The following is a 21,335-nucleotide window of genomic DNA, read 5'->3' on the forward strand; positions in this document are numbered from 1 at the left end:
ATGTCGACAGATCAAGACACAGCCGCTCGGCGCATCATGGACCAGTTCGGCGAAGCGAGTCGCATCCCCTACCTCAACATCGAAGAGGGTGACGTCGGCATCCTCATCGCTCTCCCCATCTGTGGATTGCTCCTCGCCGGCCTCACGGGCATTGAATCACTCGCCGTCCCGCTTATCGCAAGCGGCCTCGGGATGGGCGCGGCCATCGTCTACGTCACCCCCGACCATCTGAACGCGTGGACCTGGACGAAAGACGTCTATCGATACGCCAAACGGCCCCGGATTACGCTGAGTGCGCCAGAGCACCCTGACGGCCAAACGAACGAGACCGTGCGCAACGAGGGCGGACTCGCGAACTACACGCCATTCACGCCAGACGAGCGAACCCAAGACCTCACGAACATCAAGCGGGCGTGGCCCGGCGCCGGCGCGATTCAGCGGACTGACGGCGCGATGGAGGCGTTCATCGAAATCGACCCGGGGAACATGGACTTCGCGATGGCCGACGACTGGGCCCAACTTCAGGATGCAGGCGCCGAGTTCGCCAACAAAGAACTCGACTCGAAGCTCAAATTCCACGCAACAACCCGGTCATTTCCGGTCGAACAGATCACCGAGACAATCGAGGAGCGACTCACCGACGAGGACGTCACACAGAACCCAATCTTCCGGGAACTCCTCGAGGAGTATCGGGAGACGCGGCCCAAAGAGATGCGTGACCGCGGCATTCAACAGGTTCGGTACTACATTGGCGTAGAAGTCTCGCCACTCGAAGTCTATGACCGATACCGTGACGAGGGAACGCCGGCTGAAAAGCTGACGCAGTTCCCCGTGATTGGCATCCTGTTCAACCCGTTCGTCACCCGGCGTGCGGACCTCTCCGATGTCGAACGTCGTGCCCAGATGTTCGAAAAGCTGGACGACCGGATTGCGGATGTCCGTTCTGAGTTCATCCAGCAGGCATCCGGCTGGTCTGCCCACCGACTCAGCACGGTCGAGTTGTTCGTTCTGAACATGGACTTCTGGAACGGCGAGGAACACGACTTCGAGACCAAAGCAGACGTGATCCGCGAACAGCCGATTCTCAGTCGCTCACGCCGGGAGGAGGCGTTCGATGCGTAACCTCCCGTTGCAGGCGAGTCGTGATATTCTCACGCAGCTCAGCCAATGGGCACAACAGCCGACATCCCCCGAAGGTGCAGCGCTCTATCTGGGGACCATCATGCTCCTCAGCGTCGGCGGAACAGCCCTCTGGCAACGATATCGTACCGACGACGAGCCGGAAGTCGACTTTTCGGATGTCCTCGACGAGGAAACGCTTGCAGCCGGTGACGCGGAAGGTCAACTCCTCGACGACATCTCGGAGTCACACAAGACGGCGACAGCACCGGCGGCAATCGAATGGGAGACGCGAGCTGCCCGTGTCGGTGAGCAATGGACGACGACGCTGTACATCGCTGATTACGCCGACTACCCGAATGACGGCTACTTGAGTGACCTCTTCGAGTTGACCGACGTCGAGTTCGACCTCACGGCGCACATCACGCCGAAGAACCAGCAACGCGCGCGGAACGAACTACAGGATATTGCGGACGACCTGCAGGTCGACGCTGATTTAGAACAGAGCGTCCGGAGTGAGTACCTCCAAGAGCGAGCCAACGAAGCGGCGGCGACGTACAAGGCCGTCGAGAGTGGGGCGAGCGTGTTCGACCAAGGGCTATTCGTCACCGTCCGCGCCGACAACAAGGACGACCTCCGAGATGCCGTCAGAGCAGTCAAAAGCGCGCTCCGTGATGAACCGGCGAATCTCACGCCGAAGACGGCTATCTGCCGGCAGGACCTCGCGCTCCAATCTGCCGCGCCAATCGGCGACAACGTGTTCGGTCGGGAGTCGATTGCCCTCGGCGGCGCTGTTGGGTCCCTCTTAGCGTCGCAACACAACGCGACGATTCTCGAAGAAGGGGGCGTCGAATTCGGGATCCACAAGGACAACCAGAGCCCGGTCGTCATCGACCCGTTCGCCCGCGATAACGGCTATGCGATGTTTACGGTGGGAGATACCGGCTCTGGCAAATCGTTCGGTGCGAAGGAGAACTTCATCCGGTCGATCGAACAGAGCAAGGACCGTATCGGGATCATTCTCGAACCGCTCAACAACTGGGCGGGCGTCTCCGAAGCGCTCGATGCCAAGCGAATCACCGTTGGCGGGACACTCGGACTAAACCCGCTCGAAATCCGCCAGACGCCCGAACACGTCCAGCGGGCGATGGGTGAAGACGCGAGCCCGTTCAACGAGAAACTCGACGACGCGATGAGCTTCCTGACGAATTTCTTCGCTCTCCGCGGTATCTCACTTGGCGACCGCCGAACAACACTCGAACTCGGACTCAGACAGGCCTACGAGCGTCATGGCATTACTGATGATATTACGACACACGGCAACCCGAGCCCGACGATTCGAGACATGCTGGATGTCTTCGAAGAGATGGTCGACGACCCCGAGTCGTTCGTCGTTCGGTCGGACGCAGAAGCTGAGAAACTTAGCGACGATGCAACGTGGTTGATCGACCAACTGCGGCCCTTCGAAGAAGCGGGCCGCTACGCGAATCTCGGGAAGGAATCGGAGTTCGACATCCGCGACGAGAAAGTCATCTACCTCGATCTCGCCCAGCAAGAAGGCAGCGTCGACAGCAGTACGGCGCTGACGATGCAGTTGCTTATCTCGCTCGTCTACGAGCGGGCGAAGGAGACGGACAAGGAGGTCGTATTCGTCATCGACGAGGCGCGGTACATCATGCAGGACGCCGCGAGTCTGGCGTTCCTCGAGACGGTGTTCCGACACCACCGCCATCACGATCTCTCGATTCGCCTCGTTACCCAGACCGTCGACGAGTTCTTCGAGCACGCTGAAAGTGAGGCTATCCTCGACCAGTGCGCCGTCAAGCAGTTCCATCGCTTGGATGGGATGGACAAAGAATGGGCCGACGAGTTCGGCCTGAATCACGCCCAGATGCGGTATGTGCAGGACGCAGTGCCCGGGAACGAAGACGCCGGCTTTTCAGAAGCCTTGGTCGGCGTCGACGGCGAGTGGCGCGGTATTAGAGTCGAAGCGATGCCCAAAGAGAAGGAAGTCATCGACTTCGATCCGACCGAGCAGCGCCGGGCGTCGCTGCCCGGTGCTGGTGAGACGGCGGTCTCACCCGAGATTGAGACCTTTCGGACGGAGTTAGCGCAGCAAGCAAACGGAGAGTCACAAGACATGCAGACTGATTCAACAGCAACTGACAACGGCCAGATTGGAGGTACCGACGATGCCTGAGCATGAGTATCTCCGCGTGACACCCACTTCAGAGGAACTCACGGCTCGTGGTATCCCGCAGACGCTCGAGAGTCTCCACAAACTGACCCCTGACAGCTCGGGCCTGCGGTCGAAACTCAACCCGTTTACATCCGCGACCCCACCGCGCTTCGAGTTCCTCGCACTCAGTACCGGACAAGACGCGCCGGTTGAGTTCTACTATGGAGCCGACGACTATCTTGGGACACTCGAAGAGCGACTTCGGTCGATCTATCCGAAGACGTTCGACATCGAGCGTGTCGAAGTGGACGTCGCGTCGAAGCTGATTCACCCGGTTGCATTGTCTCACGAGGAGTTCGTCGAGCGGTACCAGCAGGGTGATCTGCAGTATGAGTTCTCCGACGACGAGCAGTATTCGGCTGCAGACGCCGACGCGGACGTGACGCCTGACGGTGGCGGAAGCGCCGTACACGAGTCTGAGGGTTCACCGACGGACGCTGACGATGAAATGGGTGGTAGAACGGCGGACGGACTGGTGTCGATTGGAGAGACAGTTGTCGAACTCGAAACGACTGACACCCTCGCTGACGAGGTTTCACCCACGTCGGTTGAGAAACCGACGCTGACCGCAGACGGGACGATTCTCGCCCGCCCTGCGGTTGATTCCGTCTCACCACGGGGCGTGCGGTGGTGTGGGTCGGCAGTTCGGAAACAAGACTGGATGTCGTCGTTGACACCGCTGACGGCGACGCCCGACGAGAGCACGCTGCCGGCGGTCGACGAACCGGGAGCTGTGCTTGCGTCGCTGATCGACCACCTGAATGATGCACGCGAACCGCTCGCGTTCCAAGTCGTGTTTCAGCGCCGGGAGAGCTGGCAAGCGGATGCGGAACTCCGCAAAGAGGACTTGAATGATGGACGGGATACGCTGTCGCAGAAAATCCTTGGCGACCTGCTCGACCCCGAACTGGAGTACGAACGTCGCACCCGTGACGAGTTGAGTGACATCGTCGTCAAGCGACTTGACGCGATTGATGCGGTCAACCCCAAGCGCTCGTACACGACGAATATCCGGGCGATTGGTGTACCAACGAGTGAGGCTGGCCGCGACGCCCTTGATGACCGCCTGTCGTCACTCGCGCCGGTATTCGACCCACTCGACGGCCCGTTCTACGAGATCGAAGCGACGCGACTTCGAGACCGTGGCTTCCGACAATCGAAGAAAGAACAAAACGCGCGAGCAGCGCTCCAGCGACTCCTCTCGCGAGAGGTAACGACTGGACGTGGTAAGACCCGGCCGGGGCTGGTTCTCTGTGGGGCCGAGCTTGCGAACTTCATCTTGGTGCCGTCGTCGGACCAACTGACGGTTGAAGGGACGCGAGGGACACGTGCTGAACAGCAGAGTCGTGATCCGCTTCCGTGGCCCAATCCCGACTTAGTCCAGCAGTTCCGGGAAGGAATGGCCATCGGGTATGCACTCGATGAGAACGGCTCGCCGCAACAGCGTCCGATTCGGATTCCGCCGAAGCTCCTGACGACACACTACGGCCGGTTCGCCTCAACTGGAAGCGGGAAGTCGAAAGCAATCATCAACGATGCGCTGTCGCTCCGTGAGACGACTGGTGGTCCCGTCGTCATCGTTGACCCAAAGGGTGACGGAATGTGCGCCAACTACCTTCGGAGTCATTACGAGCGCTTCAACGGGCTGGACGATGTCTACCAGTTCCGCGTCCCCGAGACGATTCCCGCGTTTTCCTTTTTCGACATTCGGCCGGCACTCGACGCTGGACGGAATCGGGCGGACGCGATTCAGGACAAGGTCGACCACTTCCACGATATCATGCGGATGATCATGGGCCGCGAGCAGTACGGACAAGCGTTCGTCGCAAACGAGATTCTCAGCTACCTCATCAAGGCGCTGTTCGACGAGGAGTACGGCAGCGACGTCTTCGGGTTGGATGACCTCTTTGCGGCCGCCCTCGAGATGCAGCGGGAGCGAACTGTGCCACCGGTTTCGGCGGACAATCGGAGCGTCGAGGAGTCGCTCACGCGGCACTTCGCGAAGGACGACCACCAGTTCCAAGTGTCGATGGACGCCGTCGGGAACCGTCTTGATAAGCTCAGAGAGGACGCACACCTGCGACGGATCTTCAGCCACGTTCCGGAACGGGACGACAACGGCGAATACGTTGACAACCGATTCGACTTCCGTGAATTCCTCGACGAAGACGTCACGATCCTGTTCGACTTAGGCGACCTTCGCCCGGAGGCACAGCGAGCGATCACACTCCTCCTGTTGAGTAATCTCTGGGACGCGGTGCAGGTGCGTCGCCGTGACGGGAACACGGACTACGAGAACCTTACTAACCTCATCATCGAAGAGGCCGCTCCTGTTGCGGCAACGAAACTCGTCTCCGAGCAGTTGCTTCCACAGGGCCGGTCGTTCGGCCTGAGTATGGGACTGGTGATGCAGTTCCCCGGGCAGGTTCGAAACCGCAACGAACGCGCCTACGACGAGGTTCTCAACAACATCAAGACGAAGCTCATCGGGAACATCTCGATTGAGCACGACCTCGCTGAATCGCTGGCCCACGAAGATCTGAGCCCGACTGACCTCCGAAACCGGATTAACACGCTCCCCAGTGGAGAGTGGATCGCCCAACTGCCGAGCCCGTCATTCGGGGAGACGGGGCCAGCCCCGTTTTCGGTGAAGCCGCTCCCGATAGCGGCTGGCCATCCAGAGAGTGATGAGCCGTTGTCTGTCGACCAGGCGGACCATTTCGAGACTGTGGCCCTCCCACGACTGTCGGAGCGAACACAGGCTCAGTATGGGCTTGCTGAGGTGGGTGACTCGACCCCGATCCGAGATGAGGCTGGTTGGGGGATTTCAGGAGCCAACACAACAGTTGCCGCTGAGAGCAATCGCGTGGAAACAGACTCTACACAATCCTCGTTCATCGGACAAGGGACACCAACCACGTCGTCGATATCGGACGATAAGGGTGGTACCGATGCTGATCCACAGGGGACTGATCAAGAGAGTACCTCGTTGTTTGACGTGGCAACTGAGGGTGGAGAGGAGTCACCGGGCGACGGGAACGGACATTCGGAAGCTCGCTCATCGCCCGTCCAAGCTAGTGAGGTTCCTGTCTCCGATAACGAACTCCGGAAGCGTGGCCTCAGCTATGATGATGTCCACTTCCTCAGCCAAGTTCTTGAGGTGATGAACCGCGAGGCTACTGAGTATACTCTCCTCAACTCGATGCGGCCCCTCCGAGATGAGTACGAAGACCTCCACTTGGAACGCTTGACGGAACAGAATCTCGTTGAGGACGCGTCTACAGCCGGTCAAAAGTACTATACTGTCCTCCCGGCAGGGCGGGAACTACTCGGACAGAAACTCCAAGTTGGTCCCGGGAAAGGCGATATCGGAGAGAAAACACCACACAAGGTCGGTGTTCGCCTCCTCGAACAGTGGCTCCAACAGCAGGACAATGTCGTTCGCGTCAAACCGTACTACGAATACGACGACAGGACGGTGTTCGACGTGGCTGCGTTCAACGACGCTGGCGAACTTGTTTGGGTCGGCGAAGCTGAACTCCCGAGCAACAACAGCCACGCACCGGTCAACGACTACGACAAGCTCAGTATGGTGGATGCCGACGCGATTTGGGCGTTCAACAGTCGCCAGACTGCCATTGAGGTGCTCGATAGACTTGCCGAAGCGGATCGAATCGAAGAAAGTGTTAGCGGCCGAGCAGCACGGTCGTTCTCGAACATCAAAGACGCAATCAGTGAATTTGATGCAGCAGGCATGACCACGGTTCGCGGCTTCACGAATCTCAAACAGGAGGTCAACCTATGACTTGGCGACAGGCAACCCGTGAAGAGATCTACACCTACTACGCCGAAGAGTTTCCACAGTACGTTGACGATGTCCCCGAGTTCATCACGGCAGACGGGCCAAAACAGTATGCTGTCGCTTTTCGAGACCCACACCCGGTTCGCAAGGACGACGTCCCTGACAAGGACTTCATCCGCCGGGATACGTGGCAGACAGACCGGTCCGGTGAGCCGACGACACCCGTGTTCAGCAGCTTTGAGGACGTTGTGGAGTTCATTCAGCACCCTGCTCGCAATGATCCCCTCGGTCAGAGCAACTTCGCACTCGCTGACCCGGCGGTCCTCGAGAAATCAAATCCACTCCCTGAAGCCGTCTACTATGCGCTGGATCACTGGGAACGGCCATGGGTGCTGCTCGTCGATATCGACGCGAAAGAAATCGCTCGGCAACGAGCCACGGATACAGTCTCCGAGGACGGCGACCAAGACAACGAGACACTCCTCGATGCCGCTGGTATTCTCGATGCCGAGCCCACGGGCTATCCGTATGCCTTCGAGGATATCGACCGCGCTATCGAATACGGGCTCGAGGTACGAGGCATCTTTGAGGAGGACTTCAACGCCGAGGAAACGATGGTCGTGTATAGTGGACAGGGCGTCCACGTCTACCTCCTCGATACGGACCTTGCACATCGATATGACGAACAGAGTCGCGAGGTGTTGAACGACCTCCTCTTAGAGACCTATGACATCCCCATCGATCCCGTCGTGACAGCCGACCGTCGGCGTGTCGCACGCCTGCCTTACTCGCTGCACGCCGATGTCTGCAGTATCGTTCAACCCGTCGAGAGTCCAGACTTCGATGTTCGGTCGGCGACGCCGGAGGTGATTACGGAATGAGTGGGAGTTCCCCGACTGACGACGAAGATATGGCGTATCGAGTTGCGGCACTTCCGCCTGAGTACGGTGACATCCGAATCAACCAACTGTTCACGCGTGGCTACAATCGATACGTTGTCGACGGCGAAGAGCAGCCCGCGGACCTCATGAACGACATTGAGCGGTTTGGGACGGCCGCGTTCAAAGAGCAGGTTCGTGCGGACGCTGCCAACGAGCCGTTCGTTGACGAACCGGCGACACTCGCCGTGCTTGCGACGTTGAGTGCGATCTGTGTGAAAGCATATCCGAAATTCGAGCACGCGTCACCCCGGAACATTCAGGTGCTCTACGACATCCGGGAGCTGTACGTCAATAACCTCGCATCACTCCTCCGAAACCACGGAGATGGCACGCTCCAGCAGGACATCGCCGAGGTGCTGTACAGTAAGGAACCCGGCGAGGATGGCCCGCACCCTGGCCGGGTCTGTACGGGCATCACAGAGATGCCGGAGTTCAGTGACGGTCTTTACCTGGAAGTCCCGATGGCCGCAGCGTCACGGAAATGCCTCGTTCGAGAGGACAAGTCGTCGACGGGGAGAAACGATAGTGGTGAGATACTGACGCGAGTGAAAGACAACAAGCTGTACGTTCCGGTCGGTGATTTCGACAGCAAGTATCGTGACTACGCAGAACGGGCATTCAAGAAGCTCCTACGGGTGCAAGAAGACGGGCTCTCCAACGACCAGTTGACGTGGCTGACCACGAACGAGTCAGCGATTACGGAGCGGATCGATCGCTTCCTCGAGACCGGCCACCACGAGCGTATCTGGCGGAACTGGGACCGTGGAGAACGGACGATTCGTGTCCTCCGACGGGCCCTGAGCGACGCCCCCGATGACGTGGCGCAAACGGGTGAGTTCCACACGGCGAAGGAACTCTATCGAACGGTTGCGGCGTACGATGCCGAGGATGACTGGGAATCCTCAGTAACAGACTGGATCTCGAGTCCGAGCAGTCTCGCGAAGACGTTGGCCGACCACGAATCCCACTCGGCCGTCACGATCGACCGCGACGGGCGCGTCAATACGTACCGAATCGGGCGAGCCGGAACCGGCGCCGAACAGATCGAAGTGCGAGAGATCGAGGATCTCTTCGAACTCCCCTGTATGGCGAATATGGAGGAGCGGCTACACGAGAAGAAGCCCGTCCGGAAGGACCTCTACAACTTCGCGCGGATGGTGATGTGGCTGCCGAAGTACCAAGACAGCAGCCTCGACGAGATCGTCGCGGACCTCAAGGGCGTCTTCTCCCGGTGGCCGTGGTACGATGAGCAGGAGACCGAGTACCAAGTCCGCTACGAGTTCTCGAACACGATCGGCGGAGACACCCCGTTGCCGATGAACTGCGATAACGACGATATGCAACGGTACTGTATCGGCCAGGACCAATGTCCCTACTCGATCTGGGGCAGTCTCCCGTTCCCGGATGAGATGTACGAACAAGTTGACGAGCAGTCCGCCGGCCCCGCTGAGCAATTCTAAATAATAGACTTCCCCTCAGATTTTCGAGGATTGTGTCGCAGACTGAAGCCAGTCTTTTGAGAATCCCCGTCGAGCAATTTTCAGCGGCTAACACAACCGGAATCGAGTGAATCGGGGTGTTTCACGATTGGAAGTGTCGAGTCGGGGGACTTCGAGAGACTCAGAACAGGTGAAGCAGCGGTTCCAAGGTATCCAGATACGGCCGTAATCACCTTCGTTACCCGGACGTCGAGCAATTTTTGAGATTACATCATTACTTCGGGACTCGTCGAGGTATTTTTCACCGCCTCAAATCGGCCCGACGGGTTTCTTCTTCGATTAGAGTCCGTCATAGCGTCTTGCATATCGCGAATTTCGTCCAAAGAAAGAGGCGATATGCAATGTGCGAAGGCCGCCGGCTCTCTCAGGCCAAGGGGCCATCACCTAGAGATTGGATTCTGCAACATATCAGATGTAGCGCATAGGTTGACAGGGTGCGTTTCGGTGGGGTCTGTTGCCCCCGCGAGGGGGTGGCGGGGCGCATCACGTGCCCCCGATAAACGATGGCTTCGGAACGACGCAGCAAGTCACGAGCAGCGCATCAGGTAGAAACTACCCCAGACGACCAGGCACCGTGGGCGGACCTCGAGATGACGGTTCCGACGGACCGGGATCACGCTTCGGTCGTCGCCCTCGTGGAGTGTGCTCTCGTCGAGCTCACACACGAGGCCGTGGGGGCCGTCTTCATCTCCCGGCAGGTCGGGCGGTCGACGCGGACGCAGTACGTCGCAGCCGACGACGTCGGCGAGCAGTTCCAGAAGCGGCACTTCGACGACCGGCTGGGCTGGCACGAGACCACCGTCCCCCGGCGAACCGTTCGCGACGAGCTCATCACCCAGCTCACGCAGTCGCCCTCGACGTCGGCGGAGCGATCAGGTGAAAGAGCAGCCAGCGAGCCAGATACCTTCGTCGTGAAGCCAGTTCGAGATCTCCGAGCGCCGTAGCAGCTAGGCTTAACCAACATTCTCGGTCGATACCGACACGGTGTTGGTTAACGCTGGGGGGTGGATCAACTCCCTCGCTCCCACCCACCGCCCTGTACCTCGAGTGAGTGTATCCTGGCGATCGGTCGGCTTGAACGGCGGTCGCGACGGGTTTTATCGGGCCGCTACTCCTCGAAAGCGAGTATGGTCGTCGTCGAGGAGGTCACCAAACTAAGCGAGCGGCGTACTCAAATCTCGTCCGAGGCGTTTCCGGACGATGCGCTGGCGTCGATTCGGGCAGCCGTCGAGGCCGTCCCAGCAAGCGTCTTCGACGGGTCGACGAAGCACACAGAGGTCGGGGGTTCGATGCCGCCATCGCCGACGGGCTCTCGCAGTACGAGTACGAAGGGGACGCCGCCGGCAGCTACAACCCGAACTGTAAGCTCTGGTCGCATCAGGGGTTTAACTACAGCGTCGATCTCTACGACGCCGACGCCCGCATCGCCATCGAGGTCGAGAAGAGCGAGCGGAAGAACGTCAGCGACGACCTCCTCAAGTTCCAGAAGGGGTACCGCACCCAGAAGGACGGCCAGCCGAAGATCGAGTTCGGCTGTCTGGTGGTGCCAGTAAACTACCTGGGTCGGCATAACCTGCACCAGCACAGTCTGACCAAGCTCGACTTCATGAAGGGCGTCCTGTTCATCGACGACGTCGCCGTCATCGGCTATCGCGACCCGCGACCGGACTGATACTGTCGGCCCTGCTGTTTATTTGCGCCAGGAGGCGTGCAGCGCGCAATAGCGTGCGCTGCGTGACTCACCATGCCTGGTCCCGATCCTCACGACGACACGAGTTGCGACTACGAACAGTTCGAGAAAGAACAACTCGCCCAGGACCGCGACGCCACCAGCGTCGACACGGCGGACGTCGACGACGCGACGGCCCAGCGCCTGGTCAATGACCTCGTCGACGCGGCCGTCGTCACTCCGATTCCCGAGGACCGCGTCCTCGTTCACGAACCGAGTGGCACAGCCTTCGACTCGACGACGCAGCTTGCCGTCTTTCACGGTGGCTGGACGGCCGGCCGCGACGCCGACGGGGAGGGCGAGTGATGCAGCAAACCCTCGCCGGCTGTGCCTTCTGTGACGCCCCACCCGGCACCGAGACTGGCGAGGCGCACACCTGGGGACAGGACGAACGGGCCACCCACCCGATCTGCGTTGACTGCGCGATCCAGACAGAGTCAGACCCCGACGAGCGTGACCACGTCGCCTGTGACGGCTGTGGACTGGTCGTCGACGCGCTCGCGGCGCTCACCCGGTTCCGGGTCGAACTCGGGCATCTGGAAGGCCCGTTGCAGTTGTGCGCCCGCTGTAGTCCGGGTGGCATTGCGACGTACTGGACGCGCGACCTCGAGGAGCACATAGTTGAGCAGTAGCTGGCTTCTCACCCGATGGTCGCAGGCACCACCACGTTGAGATATGTCAATACATCTAATATATTCACTGACAAAGGAATACACATGCCCATCGACATCGAGACCTTCGAGTCCTCCCCCGAAGACCGCCTTCAGCACTCCGGAGAGACGAACGCAGACCGCGTGATGCGGTTCCTCGCTGCGCATCCCGATCAGGCGTTCACGCAGAGCGAGATTCGCGACTCAACTGACGTCAAATCAGGGAGCATCAGTGTCGTCCTCTCTCGGCTCGAAGACTGAGGGCTCGTCCGGCACAAGGGCACCTACTGGGCGCTCGGTGAGGTCGATGACGTCGCCGCGTACGCCAGCATGCTCGAGAGTACGCGAGCAGCCAACGACCGCTTCGGTGAGGAGGACATGGACGAGTGGTTGGAGCACGCCGTCGACGACGAGGACGAGGCGACTAAATGAGCTATCAGCGCGGGGATGTCGTCTGGGGGCCGGACCCGTTCAAGTCGGGAGAGAACCCGCGTCCGTGGCTGATCCTCAACAACGACACGCACCCGTTCGGTGACGAGGAGTATATGACGGTCACACTAACGACGACGCTGACTGGGTCGTGGGTGGGATGCCGAGGCAGAGCTACGCCTCGCCGTGGGCCGTCGCGTCGCCGAAGCACGCCGTGATGTTCGACGGCAGGGCCGCCTCGACGAGTCGTTCGTCCAGACCGTCGTCGACGCACTCGAAGCGTATCTCGAATCACCGACCGAGGGCTGTTCGATCACGAGACCGTGTACGACATCGAAGAACGAACTGGCAATCCCGCGCACGCATCTGTCGACAGGGCTTGTGAGCGGCTGCTCGACCGTGCGGGTGCCCTGCGCACGGATCACCCATACACATTATTCACCTTAGGTAGGAGAGCGCCTAACTGAGATCAAACATTGCCCAGTCTACTAAGCCAGTATTCCTTGGAGTCGAACTTTATCACCTGATTGCGCTACACTTAGCACACTAACAGGTTAAGGACTTAATCACCTTTGACCGTTTACCGGTAAATCCGATTTAGGAGTTGCTGGTCAATATCGGTGTCCACGAACCCAATTCGGTTCCCAGTTTCGTCGAGCTGTGCTCCTCCTTCGTCGATAAGCACATCAACTGCGTCATTGATCCGATTCTTAATATTTGAGCCTGTTCGCTGGTAATTATACAAGCGCGCAATTTCGAGTACGAGATCTTCTCGAGTCATCCGGTTCCCTGCTTTGAGTATTAGATACCCGGCCTTCGCCAACTCCTCAAGAGGAATCTCATCGGCAGACCGACTCGCAGTCTCACTATTCGTTCGCACTTCAATTGAGCCTGGTCGCTCTCCTGGCCAGACGAATCCATCTTGGGTGTAAACCGAATTTTCTCGGGAGAGACTACCAAGAAACCCAATAAGCCTCTTTCGAATGTTCTTCCCAAGTCGCGAAATATTCCACCGGGAAATCGTTGTGCGGAAGATTTTCTCGCGCGGTTCTGGCCCGAACTTATCCACGACACTAACGAGTCCGTTCCCAATATGCTCATTGGGAACCTCATTTAGTGATTTGTCCCCACGAGTTGCAACTTGCGGTTCTTGCCATTCCGTGATGTGGTCTTGGATCCCGCCACGTTCGTCTTCGGGGATGATGTCGACTTCGATTTTCTGAATCTCTCCAACCGCTGTCCCCCCATCAGCAGTTATATTTCCCTCAACAAGATCTGCGACTTTTGATTCGATCGTGTCAATTTCACGGCTCTTGTTCGACGCCCAATCTGGCGACCAAATACGGTGGATATTCCAGCCGAGGTCCTCTAGTACTGCTTGCCGAGTCCGATCACGGTCACGCGCAGTTTTTGAGGAGTGATAGGCAGCGCCGTCACATTCGATTCCGAGTACATACTTCCCTGGTTTCTCTGGGTGTCTGATTGCAAGGTCGATACTGTACCCTGAGCTTTGTACTTGTGTGGAGACATCAAGTCCACGTTTCTCAAGTGCTGTGTAGACTGCTTCTTCGAACTCAGAGTCGAACTGCAGGAACTGGCTTTCTGAATCCGAACGCGTGAGAGCGTTCTCACCGTGTTTAGCATATTCGAGATAGTGTTTGAAATCCTCGACACCACCTTTGTCAGTACGCTGTAAGTCGATATCGCCCGGTTGGAGTGAGGATACAACTTGGATGTATTCTTTGGCGCGTGTGATAGCGACGTTTAGCCGGCGAGCACCGCCCGTTTGGTTGAGTGGACCAAAGTTCATCGATATTTTACCGGCCTCATCTGGCCCATAACCGATACTGAAGATAAGAACGTCCCGCTCGTCACCTTGTACGTTCTCTAGTGGCTTCACGAAGAAGCCTTCAAGTGCATCATCTTCAGCGACGAATGCATCTAGTTCTGGGTTCTGGTCGCGTACTTCTTCTATTGTATCTCGTATGGCTTGTGCTTGCTTCGAACTGAACGCGACGATACCGAGGCTCTTTCCTGGACGTTCCTTGATGTGTTGCTGAATTAGTTCAAGGACACGGTCTGCTTCTGGCTGATTCGTGCTGGATCCCCCTCGGTCATACAACCCATCCTCGACATATTCGAAGTCGACACCCATCGCGTCGCTAGTATTATTATCCGGAAACGTCCGTAGGGCGCCGTTGTAGTACTTTGCATTCGAGAACTCAATAAGTTCGTTCGTCCGACTCCGGTAGTGCCAGAGTAACTGTTTCTCCGGGAGGACCGTTGACGCTTCATCGAGAATACTTTCTAAGTCCTCGCGGACACCGTCTGCATTCTCGACGTCAGTTTGGAAGAACGATGTTGGTGGCAGTTGTTTACTGTCCCCTGCGACGATAACTTGCTCACCACGGATAATGCTACTAATAGCGTCCTGAGGCATTATTTGGGAGGCTTCATCGAAAATGACCGTATCAAATTTGATGGACCCATGTCGGACGTACTGGGCGACTGAGAGGGGACTCATCATGAAACATGGCTTGAGTTTTGTGATGAGTGTGGAAGCCTCCTCAAAGAGTTCACGGAGTGGCATATGCCGCCTACTTTTTTGGACCTCACGGCGGAGTGTGACTTGTTCGGAACTACCAGCATGCTGGAGTTCCATTTGTGGACGCCGGTTCGTCACGCGGTGTTGGATTTCCGCTTTCGCGTACTCTCGTTGTTGTTGATCTAGTTGGCGGAATTCATCAACTAAATCGTTGTACTCCGTCGCACTAAACGAATCGAGCCCCGTCTCAGCGTAGACGGCGTTCAGCCACTCAGTATAGAAATTCCGCTTGAAGGTATCGACTAAGTCGCTTGCAGCGCGGTCCTCAGCGAGGTAGATCTTCAAGAATCTGCCTGCTGCTCCGTCAAGAACCTCGTTACGCTTGGCTTTATACTGTATCCAAGATTGTAGGGCATCAACGTTGTGCTGGCGCTCTTCAATCCAAGCAGAGACCTCTTCGAGAACTGCAGTATCGATAGTTGTGCCATTAATGTGAACCTTGGAAAGATCAAAGATCTCTTCAAGATCGGGAATGGTATTCTCCCAACGTACGATTGCCTTGGTCAGTCTGTCGTTGAAGCGTTGAATTTCAACCTCTTCGGACTCAAGGACGAGATCATTCAGTTCTTCGGTGTCGACAAGATCGTTATTAGCGACGGTAGCCACCCATTCTTGGATAGCAACGATGGTGTCCCAATCTGAAGTGTGACCATCGTACAGATGTCCTAACTGGGACGTCAGGCCATCGTATTCGTTGAGCTCCTCCGTGAGTGCGTTAATCTCCATCAGGCGCTTCGTATCAGCGCGCAAGTCCTTGATTGTCGGACTATAGTCCTCGACAGCGTGAGATAAAATCTGCTTCTTCAGCCGTCGATAAGACGGGCTAACGTATCGTAGGATCCCATACTTGCTCAACTCACTATTGAGTTCGGAGGCATTGGTACTGAAGAACGAATCATCGTAGTGTTTGATAAGTTCCGACCGGGCTTCCGCTATCTCTTGACTGTGAGTTGCTAACTCTTGGAGGCGGTCTCTACGCGCGTAAAACTCCTTCTCAAGATGTCTCTCCGAGAGTTCCACCTCAGGAACATCTGCTAGTAGGTCTATTAGTTCGCTTGCATCTCGTAGGTCAGATATCGACGATAGTGAAGTTCCAAGAACAGCTTCAGCATCTGTCCGTATTTCCTGCAGATTCTCGATGGCTGTTGCCGTGTCTCTGAGCGTCGCTTCGACAGACTCAGATGTATCAATTCTCCAACTTTCAATGGTGGCGTACTGCCATAGATGGTTACCATCGCGGTTGAACTCGTGTTCATAGGATGCTAGTGACGCCAGTTGCTCCTCAAGTGACTGGATCTCGGACTGACTGTAGCTTGTCGGATCTCCAAATGAGCTATCGATTCGCGGATAAGTATCGCGCTTTGAGACAATTCCAAACGCTTCGTATGGGGTAATATCCTGCTCTGGCGGTTGGTAGAATAGTTTTTCTTTGTATTGGTTCAGCGTCCGCCTGGTGTCCTCGAGTTTTGTCATAGCCGCACTACGTTCACTGGGGTGCTGGAGTGGGTCAGCAGTTAATTCTCGGCTGAGATCCTCGAGGACTTGCTTCTTGCTGGCTTTTTCGCCATGGGCTTCTAAGCAGAACCGTCCTAGATCGTTATTATCTAATCGATCTTTCACGACATTAAGGGCAGCCTGCTTTTCACTCACGAACAGGACCGTCTCACCAGCCGCCATTTTTTCCGCGATGATATTGGAAATCGTTTGGCTCTTCCCGGTTCCTGGTGGACCTTGTAGGACGAAGCTCACACCTCGTTTGGCTGCTTCGATCGCTTCTTGTTGGCTGGAGTCTGCATCCAGTACTTGATAGGTGTCTGCTGGTGGGACTTGGCTGTCTAGTTGGCTGGCGCCCGGACTGGGTGCTGGTTCGGGAAGTGCAGATGGATCCCCATTTATTGCTTCGACTAATGGGTCGCTTTTAATTGCGTCACGGTTCTCTTCGAGATCGGTATAGAGACCGAATTTTGAGAAATCAAAGATTCCGAGGATCACCTCAGGCGCGATACGCCATCTGTCAAATCCACTAATGACGTCCTCAATATATGCGAATGCAGTTTCTAACTCACCGATTGAGAAGGCCTTATCTGGTGAGAGTTGAATCCCGCGTTCTGCGCTAAGAAGCTTTCTAAGTGCCGGGTTAACCTGTATCTCGGCATCTTCACTCGTGATTTCGTAATCGTGGCGTTCTGGATTTCGGTTTGTTTCTTCGCTCAGGGTGACTTGAACAAGGAAAAGCGGAGTTCGAAGCTCGGAGTCACTATGGTCGACATCGTACCATCGAAGCGTCCCGAGCGCAAGAAATAACGAGTCAACACCCCGCTCCCGGAGGAATCGTTTTCCATGGAGTCGAATATTGTTTAGTGAGTTCTCAGTTGCGCCATTTGCTCGAATAGACGAGACTTCATCAGACTTGAGATCCGCCGGATCTGCTGGGGACCCACCCTCCTCTTCTTTTTTTGACCGACGAATATAGAGTGGGTTTCGCTCAAAGAGACTGTCTGCAACTGTGAGTGGGTTAGCACGGTGAAACGGTAGCGATTTAGTCTTTGTAGCAGAGAAGTTGACTAAGTTACTGCGCCTCGTCAGGTCCAGTAGCTGTTGCTTCCAACTGTCGATCTTCCGGTCCAACGGATCGGCATCAGTACCTGACTTTGTTTCGGACCTGCTTGTCTCCTCGGTAGCATTCTCGATATCAGATGTATCGATAGTCGTATCCCACATTGGATCAAGGATGTGGCCCCCTGTTGATGTGTCCGACTGCGTCTCATCTGTCGCGTTCTTACCACCCGTGCGGTCCTCAGAAGTGGTACTGCCGTCTGTTGGTGTAGCTAAGAGTGACTCACTAACTGTGTCTGTATCTGTTTCTTCGTCGGTTTTTGTGGACGCTTCGAGTTGACTACTATCGTCACTTCCAGAAAATTCATTTTCGTCGGCGCACTGAGCACAGACCCCTATCTCCTCGTGTTCCATCCACGCAGGAAGTGTGCGTTGACATTCGTCACAAGAAAAAGACGTTTTTTCACTCATGTGTGTTTTGAGTAGGTTGTAAGGAAAGTACAGTCAGTATATATGTCTTTGCCGAAGTCGTTCTCTCTTCGACTACTCTTTGGCAGGGTACTGCACAATTAAAGCGGACTGAAGTTTGGGGGAGGTAGTTAAGTCGCTTTGTTCTAACTCGCGTTTTTGCAGCGGATGTAGTAGAACCACAGAATAGTAAGTAAACGGGAACGCAACCTTCTGTGTCTTGTTCGCCTATTAAACGGAGATCTTGCTTGATGGCTGACTGCTAGGTCGCTTGTCAGTTTGATAGAAAAGACCTCGTGCCGCCTTAACCAACACAAGACAGATAGATTACTTTGGTCTTTCCTCACGTAATGCACTCTCGAGGCGTTCGACAAGAACTGTACTAATTGAGCGTCGGCACATCCAGAGGGATAGTTGCATTGTAGCTCGAAAAGAGCAACTCATGTTGGTTAATGACGTAACCTCCTACCAGTCTAACGACGGTCATGAAATGAGTCTATCCACGCCGATAAGCGGTGAGGCACTTCCTATGGACCAAAAGTCCAAGCAAGGCTACCGGAGGCATCGTGTCCTCAGCAATCTCAATCGACTCAACCTCGACCGATTAGACGCCGCGGATCAAGAGCGAGTCGAGACCGCGAGAGACCTCCTAGAAGAAGTGAGCCTTCTCACGCGGCTGGACCAGAGCCGGGGCGAACATCCACGCAGACTCCTAACTAGAGTCGTCAACCACGGCTAGCAAGGCACCTCTCGCGTTGGTTTATCGCCCCTGACAGGGGTTCGGGGGCGACCCCGAGAGACTAAGATATGGCCACACTGCAAGCTGCGACGACGTTGGCCGACGCGATTGTATCAGATCCGCAGGCAGTCCGCGAACTCTGTGAGATCTATTTCTTCGGAACACTCAATTGGGAAGTCACCAGCGACGGTGAATTCACCATCTGGGGATACGACGACTTCGAAGTGTACGAAGCGCGCGAGAACGGCCTCCCGGACTACGAGAGCGGCATTGTGACCCACGAATTCTTGCGAAAGCTCGCCGGCTACCTCGAAGTCGACGAGGAACTCGATATTCAGACGGCCGGATTCACGAAATGTCGCTTCCCCGTGCTGGCCAAGCGGTACGTCATTCGCGACGGCGAGGTTCTGTATGCAAACCTCAATTCCTCCGACCCGATCGACGAGTAGCGTTTTCGTCCCTCCTAAACGGACCCCACGTTTCCGACGTTCTTGACGACCGGCTAGGAGAATCAAATCAGTCGTCTGCACGTGTTTGAGTGGTGAGGATTATCGGTACGTTTGGGGGGCGACTGCTCGGGTTGTGCGCGCTCCGGCGGGCAGCCCGTTCCTGCCGGGCCCGGGCGTTTCGCGCTGCCGTTGCGTCTGCGACGGACGGGGCACGGTCGCGGGGCCGGGTCGGGCCGCGTGCAGCCACCCGATACCGGTCAGCCCCGAGGGCGGGCCTGCGAGCGCTCGGCCCGCGACCGGGCCGTGACCGAGACCGGGGTGGCTGCATCTTCACCAGCCGTTGGGTCGGCGCTCCCTCGCTGCGGTCGCGCCACCGCAACGGCTGGCTCAGACGTGGCCGCTTGCGCGGTCCGGGCGGGCTGCTCGCCGTTCGGGCGATTGCCCTCACCCCTCGTTCGCCCGGGCTGCGGTGGCTACTGGGGGTTCGCCGTGCTCACCCCCAATATGCCACGGTCCGGGGCTCACTCAGGGCTGGCTGTGCGGCCTGCCGGGCGTGCGCTCAAACTCGGCCGCGACGAGCTGTGGGTCCGCGGGCGTCCAGCCCGCACCGGGCTGCCGCACGAGGCGTTTCCGTTGCGTCTACGACGGACGGGACAGGCTCGTGCGGGTCCGGGCGCGGTGCTGTTCCAGCGGGTCCTCGCTCTCTGCGGCCTCGCTGTGGCCGTATGCGACGCCGTTCACCACCGTATACCCTCCGGCCGTGCCGCCTCGGCGCCGCGGCCGCTGCCGTTGCGTCTGCCGACGGACGGACTCGGCGCGGCGCCGACCCGCGGTGACCGGCTGGGTATATGGCGGTGACCGCGCGCTCACCTCGAGGTTCACCCCCCGCACTCGTTTGTTGGGGTGCCGTCGGTGCCGCGCCGCGCCGGACAGGGTCCGGCGTGAAGGCGCGGCGCGGGCACCTCGGTGACGGCGTCATCGGTCGACGTCGGAGCCGTGGCTCAAGTGTTGGTTCGTGAGAATCCCGCGAGTGGAGTCGCGGGCGTCGGCGCGTCAGCGCCTTCGAAGTTACGACAATGTCTAGTAACAACTCCAGTCGAAAGGTAGTTTCGGTGGCTGAACAGGCGTTCGAACACGCGGACGAGACGGCGGTCGACGAAGACGGGTTTGAGGTCGTCGACGAGACGCCGCAGTACCAGGCGACGGTGCAACAGGAGATCCAAGCAAAGGTGGATGCGAACCACCCAGATGGGATCGCAGACACGAGCGACGAACGGATTCACGGCGTGACGTTGGCCCAAGAAGAGCGCATTCGAGCGCGGGAAGCGGAACTCGAACGGATTAGTGCCCGTGCGGAACTGGGCTCGCAAGAGGGTCGTGAGGCGCGGTCGCGGGTGATTGCGGCTGAACGGAGCGCTGTGCGACGGCGGCAGTTCCAGAAGCGCGCAGCGAGTGTGAACCCGATGGCGGACCCCGACCGGGCGGATCCCCGGACGGAGCTGACCCAAGAGCAGTTGGGCGCAGTACACAAGCAGGCAACGCGCTTAGCGGAGAAGCTGGATGGGTGGTCGCGAGCGGCGATCAGTCGGCGGCTGAGTGAAGCGGTATTGAGCGGCAAAGACATGCTGTCGGCAACTGTGAGCGTGTTCGAGGAACTCGAAGGTGCACCGGGGACGATGGTGCCGATCGGGAAACTGGAGGACGTGTCGCGACGCGAAGTGTGCGTTGAAGGGACGTTGACGACGGTGTGGGAGTCGGAGTCGCCGGCGATTCAGCAAGCGGGGCTCCTCGAAGACGAAAGCGGGCAGGTGAAGCTGACGAGTTGGAAGGCCTCGGACGTGCCGTGGATTCGTGAGGGCGAACGTGTGCGGATTCACGGAGCGGCGCGAAACTGGTACGATGGGCGTGTCTCGATTGCCCTGACGGGCTGGACGACCGTGATGTTCCCCGAGCGCGACGCCTGGTGGGACGCCTAACGGCGCGAGGCAGCCCTCTTTTTTTTGCTGGTTGCCGGGCCGACCCAGACCCCACCGCCCCACCCTCCGCTCCGTGCTCGCAGCCGCTGCGCGCGCAGCCACGACCTCTGTTACTGGAGAGAACGTGGTCCCGT

General features: G+C 57.7%; 11 protein-coding genes and 4 pseudogenes. 14 read left to right on the top strand and 1 reads right to left on the bottom strand.

What is annotated here, in order from left to right; genetic code table 11:
• The 11 genes and pseudogenes from E4P24_RS16535 to E4P24_RS19385 form a co-directional block, all read left to right on the top strand.
• Positions 1 to 1,122: a hypothetical protein gene (locus E4P24_RS16535; RefSeq protein WP_188148822.1), complete on the top strand. Its 1,122-nt coding sequence runs from the start codon at positions 1 to 3 to the stop codon at positions 1,120 to 1,122.
• A complete protein-coding gene (locus tag E4P24_RS16540) occupies positions 1,115 to 3,319 on the top strand; it encodes a VirB4 family type IV secretion system protein (RefSeq protein WP_188148823.1) in 2,205 nt (734 codons plus the stop codon). Before E4P24_RS16535 ends, E4P24_RS16540 begins: the two co-directional genes overlap by 8 nt.
• A complete protein-coding gene (locus E4P24_RS16545; RefSeq protein ID WP_188148824.1) occupies positions 3,312 to 7,163 on the top strand; it encodes an ATP-binding protein in 3,852 nt (1,283 codons plus the stop codon). The genes E4P24_RS16540 and E4P24_RS16545 overlap by 8 nt, the downstream gene beginning before the upstream one ends.
• Positions 7,160 to 8,041, top strand: coding sequence for a DNA primase (locus tag E4P24_RS16550; protein ID WP_188148825.1), 882 nt, complete (start codon positions 7,160 to 7,162; stop codon positions 8,039 to 8,041). The genes E4P24_RS16545 and E4P24_RS16550 overlap by 4 nt, the downstream gene beginning before the upstream one ends.
• Complete coding sequence (locus E4P24_RS16555; RefSeq protein WP_188148826.1) at positions 8,038 to 9,561, top strand: primase-associated protein; 1,524 nt, start codon at positions 8,038 to 8,040, stop codon at positions 9,559 to 9,561. The genes E4P24_RS16550 and E4P24_RS16555 overlap by 4 nt, the downstream gene beginning before the upstream one ends.
• Before the next feature lie 542 nt (positions 9,562 to 10,103).
• Positions 10,104 to 10,544, top strand: coding sequence for a hypothetical protein (locus E4P24_RS16560; RefSeq protein ID WP_188148827.1), 441 nt, complete (start codon positions 10,104 to 10,106; stop codon positions 10,542 to 10,544).
• A gap of 183 nt (positions 10,545 to 10,727) precedes the next feature.
• Positions 10,728 to 11,272: pseudogene (locus E4P24_RS16565) on the top strand (hypothetical protein).
• A gap of 72 nt (positions 11,273 to 11,344) precedes the next feature.
• Positions 11,345 to 11,635, top strand: coding sequence for a hypothetical protein (locus tag E4P24_RS16570; protein ID WP_115819452.1), 291 nt, complete (start codon positions 11,345 to 11,347; stop codon positions 11,633 to 11,635).
• Entirely contained in the window at positions 11,635 to 11,961 is a 327-nt protein-coding gene (locus E4P24_RS16575) for a hypothetical protein (RefSeq protein WP_188148828.1), read from the top strand. Before E4P24_RS16570 ends, E4P24_RS16575 begins: the two co-directional genes overlap by 1 nt.
• 84 nt (positions 11,962 to 12,045) lie before the next feature.
• Positions 12,046 to 12,411 (top strand): annotated as a pseudogene (locus tag E4P24_RS19380) (MarR family transcriptional regulator).
• Positions 12,408 to 12,711: pseudogene (locus E4P24_RS19385) on the top strand (hypothetical protein); the annotation flags it as partial. The pseudogenes E4P24_RS19380 and E4P24_RS19385, both read left to right, overlap by 4 nt.
• A 277-nt stretch (positions 12,712 to 12,988) precedes the next feature.
• On the opposite strand, the gene E4P24_RS16585 reads toward E4P24_RS19385, so the two are convergent.
• Complete coding sequence (locus E4P24_RS16585; protein WP_188148829.1) at positions 12,989 to 18,040, bottom strand: DUF4011 domain-containing protein; 5,052 nt, start codon at positions 18,038 to 18,040, stop codon at positions 12,989 to 12,991.
• 526 nt (positions 18,041 to 18,566) lie between these two features.
• Here E4P24_RS16585 and E4P24_RS19205 point away from each other — a divergent pair.
• The 3 genes and pseudogenes from E4P24_RS19205 (at position 18,567) to E4P24_RS16600 (ending at position 21,201) form a co-directional block, all read left to right on the top strand.
• Positions 18,567 to 18,753 (top strand): annotated as a pseudogene (locus tag E4P24_RS19205) (hypothetical protein).
• 91 nt (positions 18,754 to 18,844) lie between these two features.
• Complete coding sequence (locus E4P24_RS16590) at positions 18,845 to 19,225, top strand: hypothetical protein (RefSeq protein ID WP_188148830.1); 381 nt, start codon at positions 18,845 to 18,847, stop codon at positions 19,223 to 19,225.
• A gap of 1,076 nt (positions 19,226 to 20,301) precedes the next feature.
• Positions 20,302 to 21,201 carry an SOSS complex subunit B family protein gene (locus E4P24_RS16600; protein ID WP_188148831.1) on the top strand — a complete coding sequence of 300 codons (900 nt, stop codon included), beginning with the start codon at positions 20,302 to 20,304 and terminating at the stop codon, positions 21,199 to 21,201.
• Positions 21,202 to 21,335 lie beyond the last annotated feature (134 nt).

The organism is Haloferax sp. AS1, assembly GCF_014530665.1.
Taxonomy (GTDB): domain Archaea; phylum Halobacteriota; class Halobacteria; order Halobacteriales; family Haloferacaceae; genus Haloferax; species Haloferax volcanii.

Excerpts from the sequence above, each read along its gene's own strand:
- E4P24_RS16535 (WP_188148822.1), top strand. The coding sequence starts at position 1 with ATGTCGACAGATCAAGACACAGCCGCTCGGCGCATCATGGACCAGTTC.
- E4P24_RS16540 (WP_188148823.1), top strand. The coding sequence starts at position 1,115 with ATGCGTAACCTCCCGTTGCAGGCGAGTCGTGATATTCTCACGCAGCTC.
- E4P24_RS16545 (WP_188148824.1), top strand. The coding sequence starts at position 3,312 with ATGCCTGAGCATGAGTATCTCCGCGTGACACCCACTTCAGAGGAACTC.
- E4P24_RS16550 (WP_188148825.1), top strand. The coding sequence starts at position 7,160 with ATGACTTGGCGACAGGCAACCCGTGAAGAGATCTACACCTACTACGCC.
- E4P24_RS16555 (WP_188148826.1), top strand. The coding sequence starts at position 8,038 with ATGAGTGGGAGTTCCCCGACTGACGACGAAGATATGGCGTATCGAGTT.
- E4P24_RS16560 (WP_188148827.1), top strand. The coding sequence starts at position 10,104 with ATGGCTTCGGAACGACGCAGCAAGTCACGAGCAGCGCATCAGGTAGAA.
- E4P24_RS16570 (WP_115819452.1), top strand. The coding sequence starts at position 11,345 with ATGCCTGGTCCCGATCCTCACGACGACACGAGTTGCGACTACGAACAG.
- E4P24_RS16575 (WP_188148828.1), top strand. The coding sequence starts at position 11,635 with ATGCAGCAAACCCTCGCCGGCTGTGCCTTCTGTGACGCCCCACCCGGC.
- E4P24_RS16585 (WP_188148829.1), bottom strand. The coding sequence starts at position 18,040 with ATGAGTGAAAAAACGTCTTTTTCTTGTGACGAATGTCAACGCACACTT.
- E4P24_RS16590 (WP_188148830.1), top strand. The coding sequence starts at position 18,845 with ATGGCCACACTGCAAGCTGCGACGACGTTGGCCGACGCGATTGTATCA.
- E4P24_RS16600 (WP_188148831.1), top strand. The coding sequence starts at position 20,302 with ATGTCTAGTAACAACTCCAGTCGAAAGGTAGTTTCGGTGGCTGAACAG.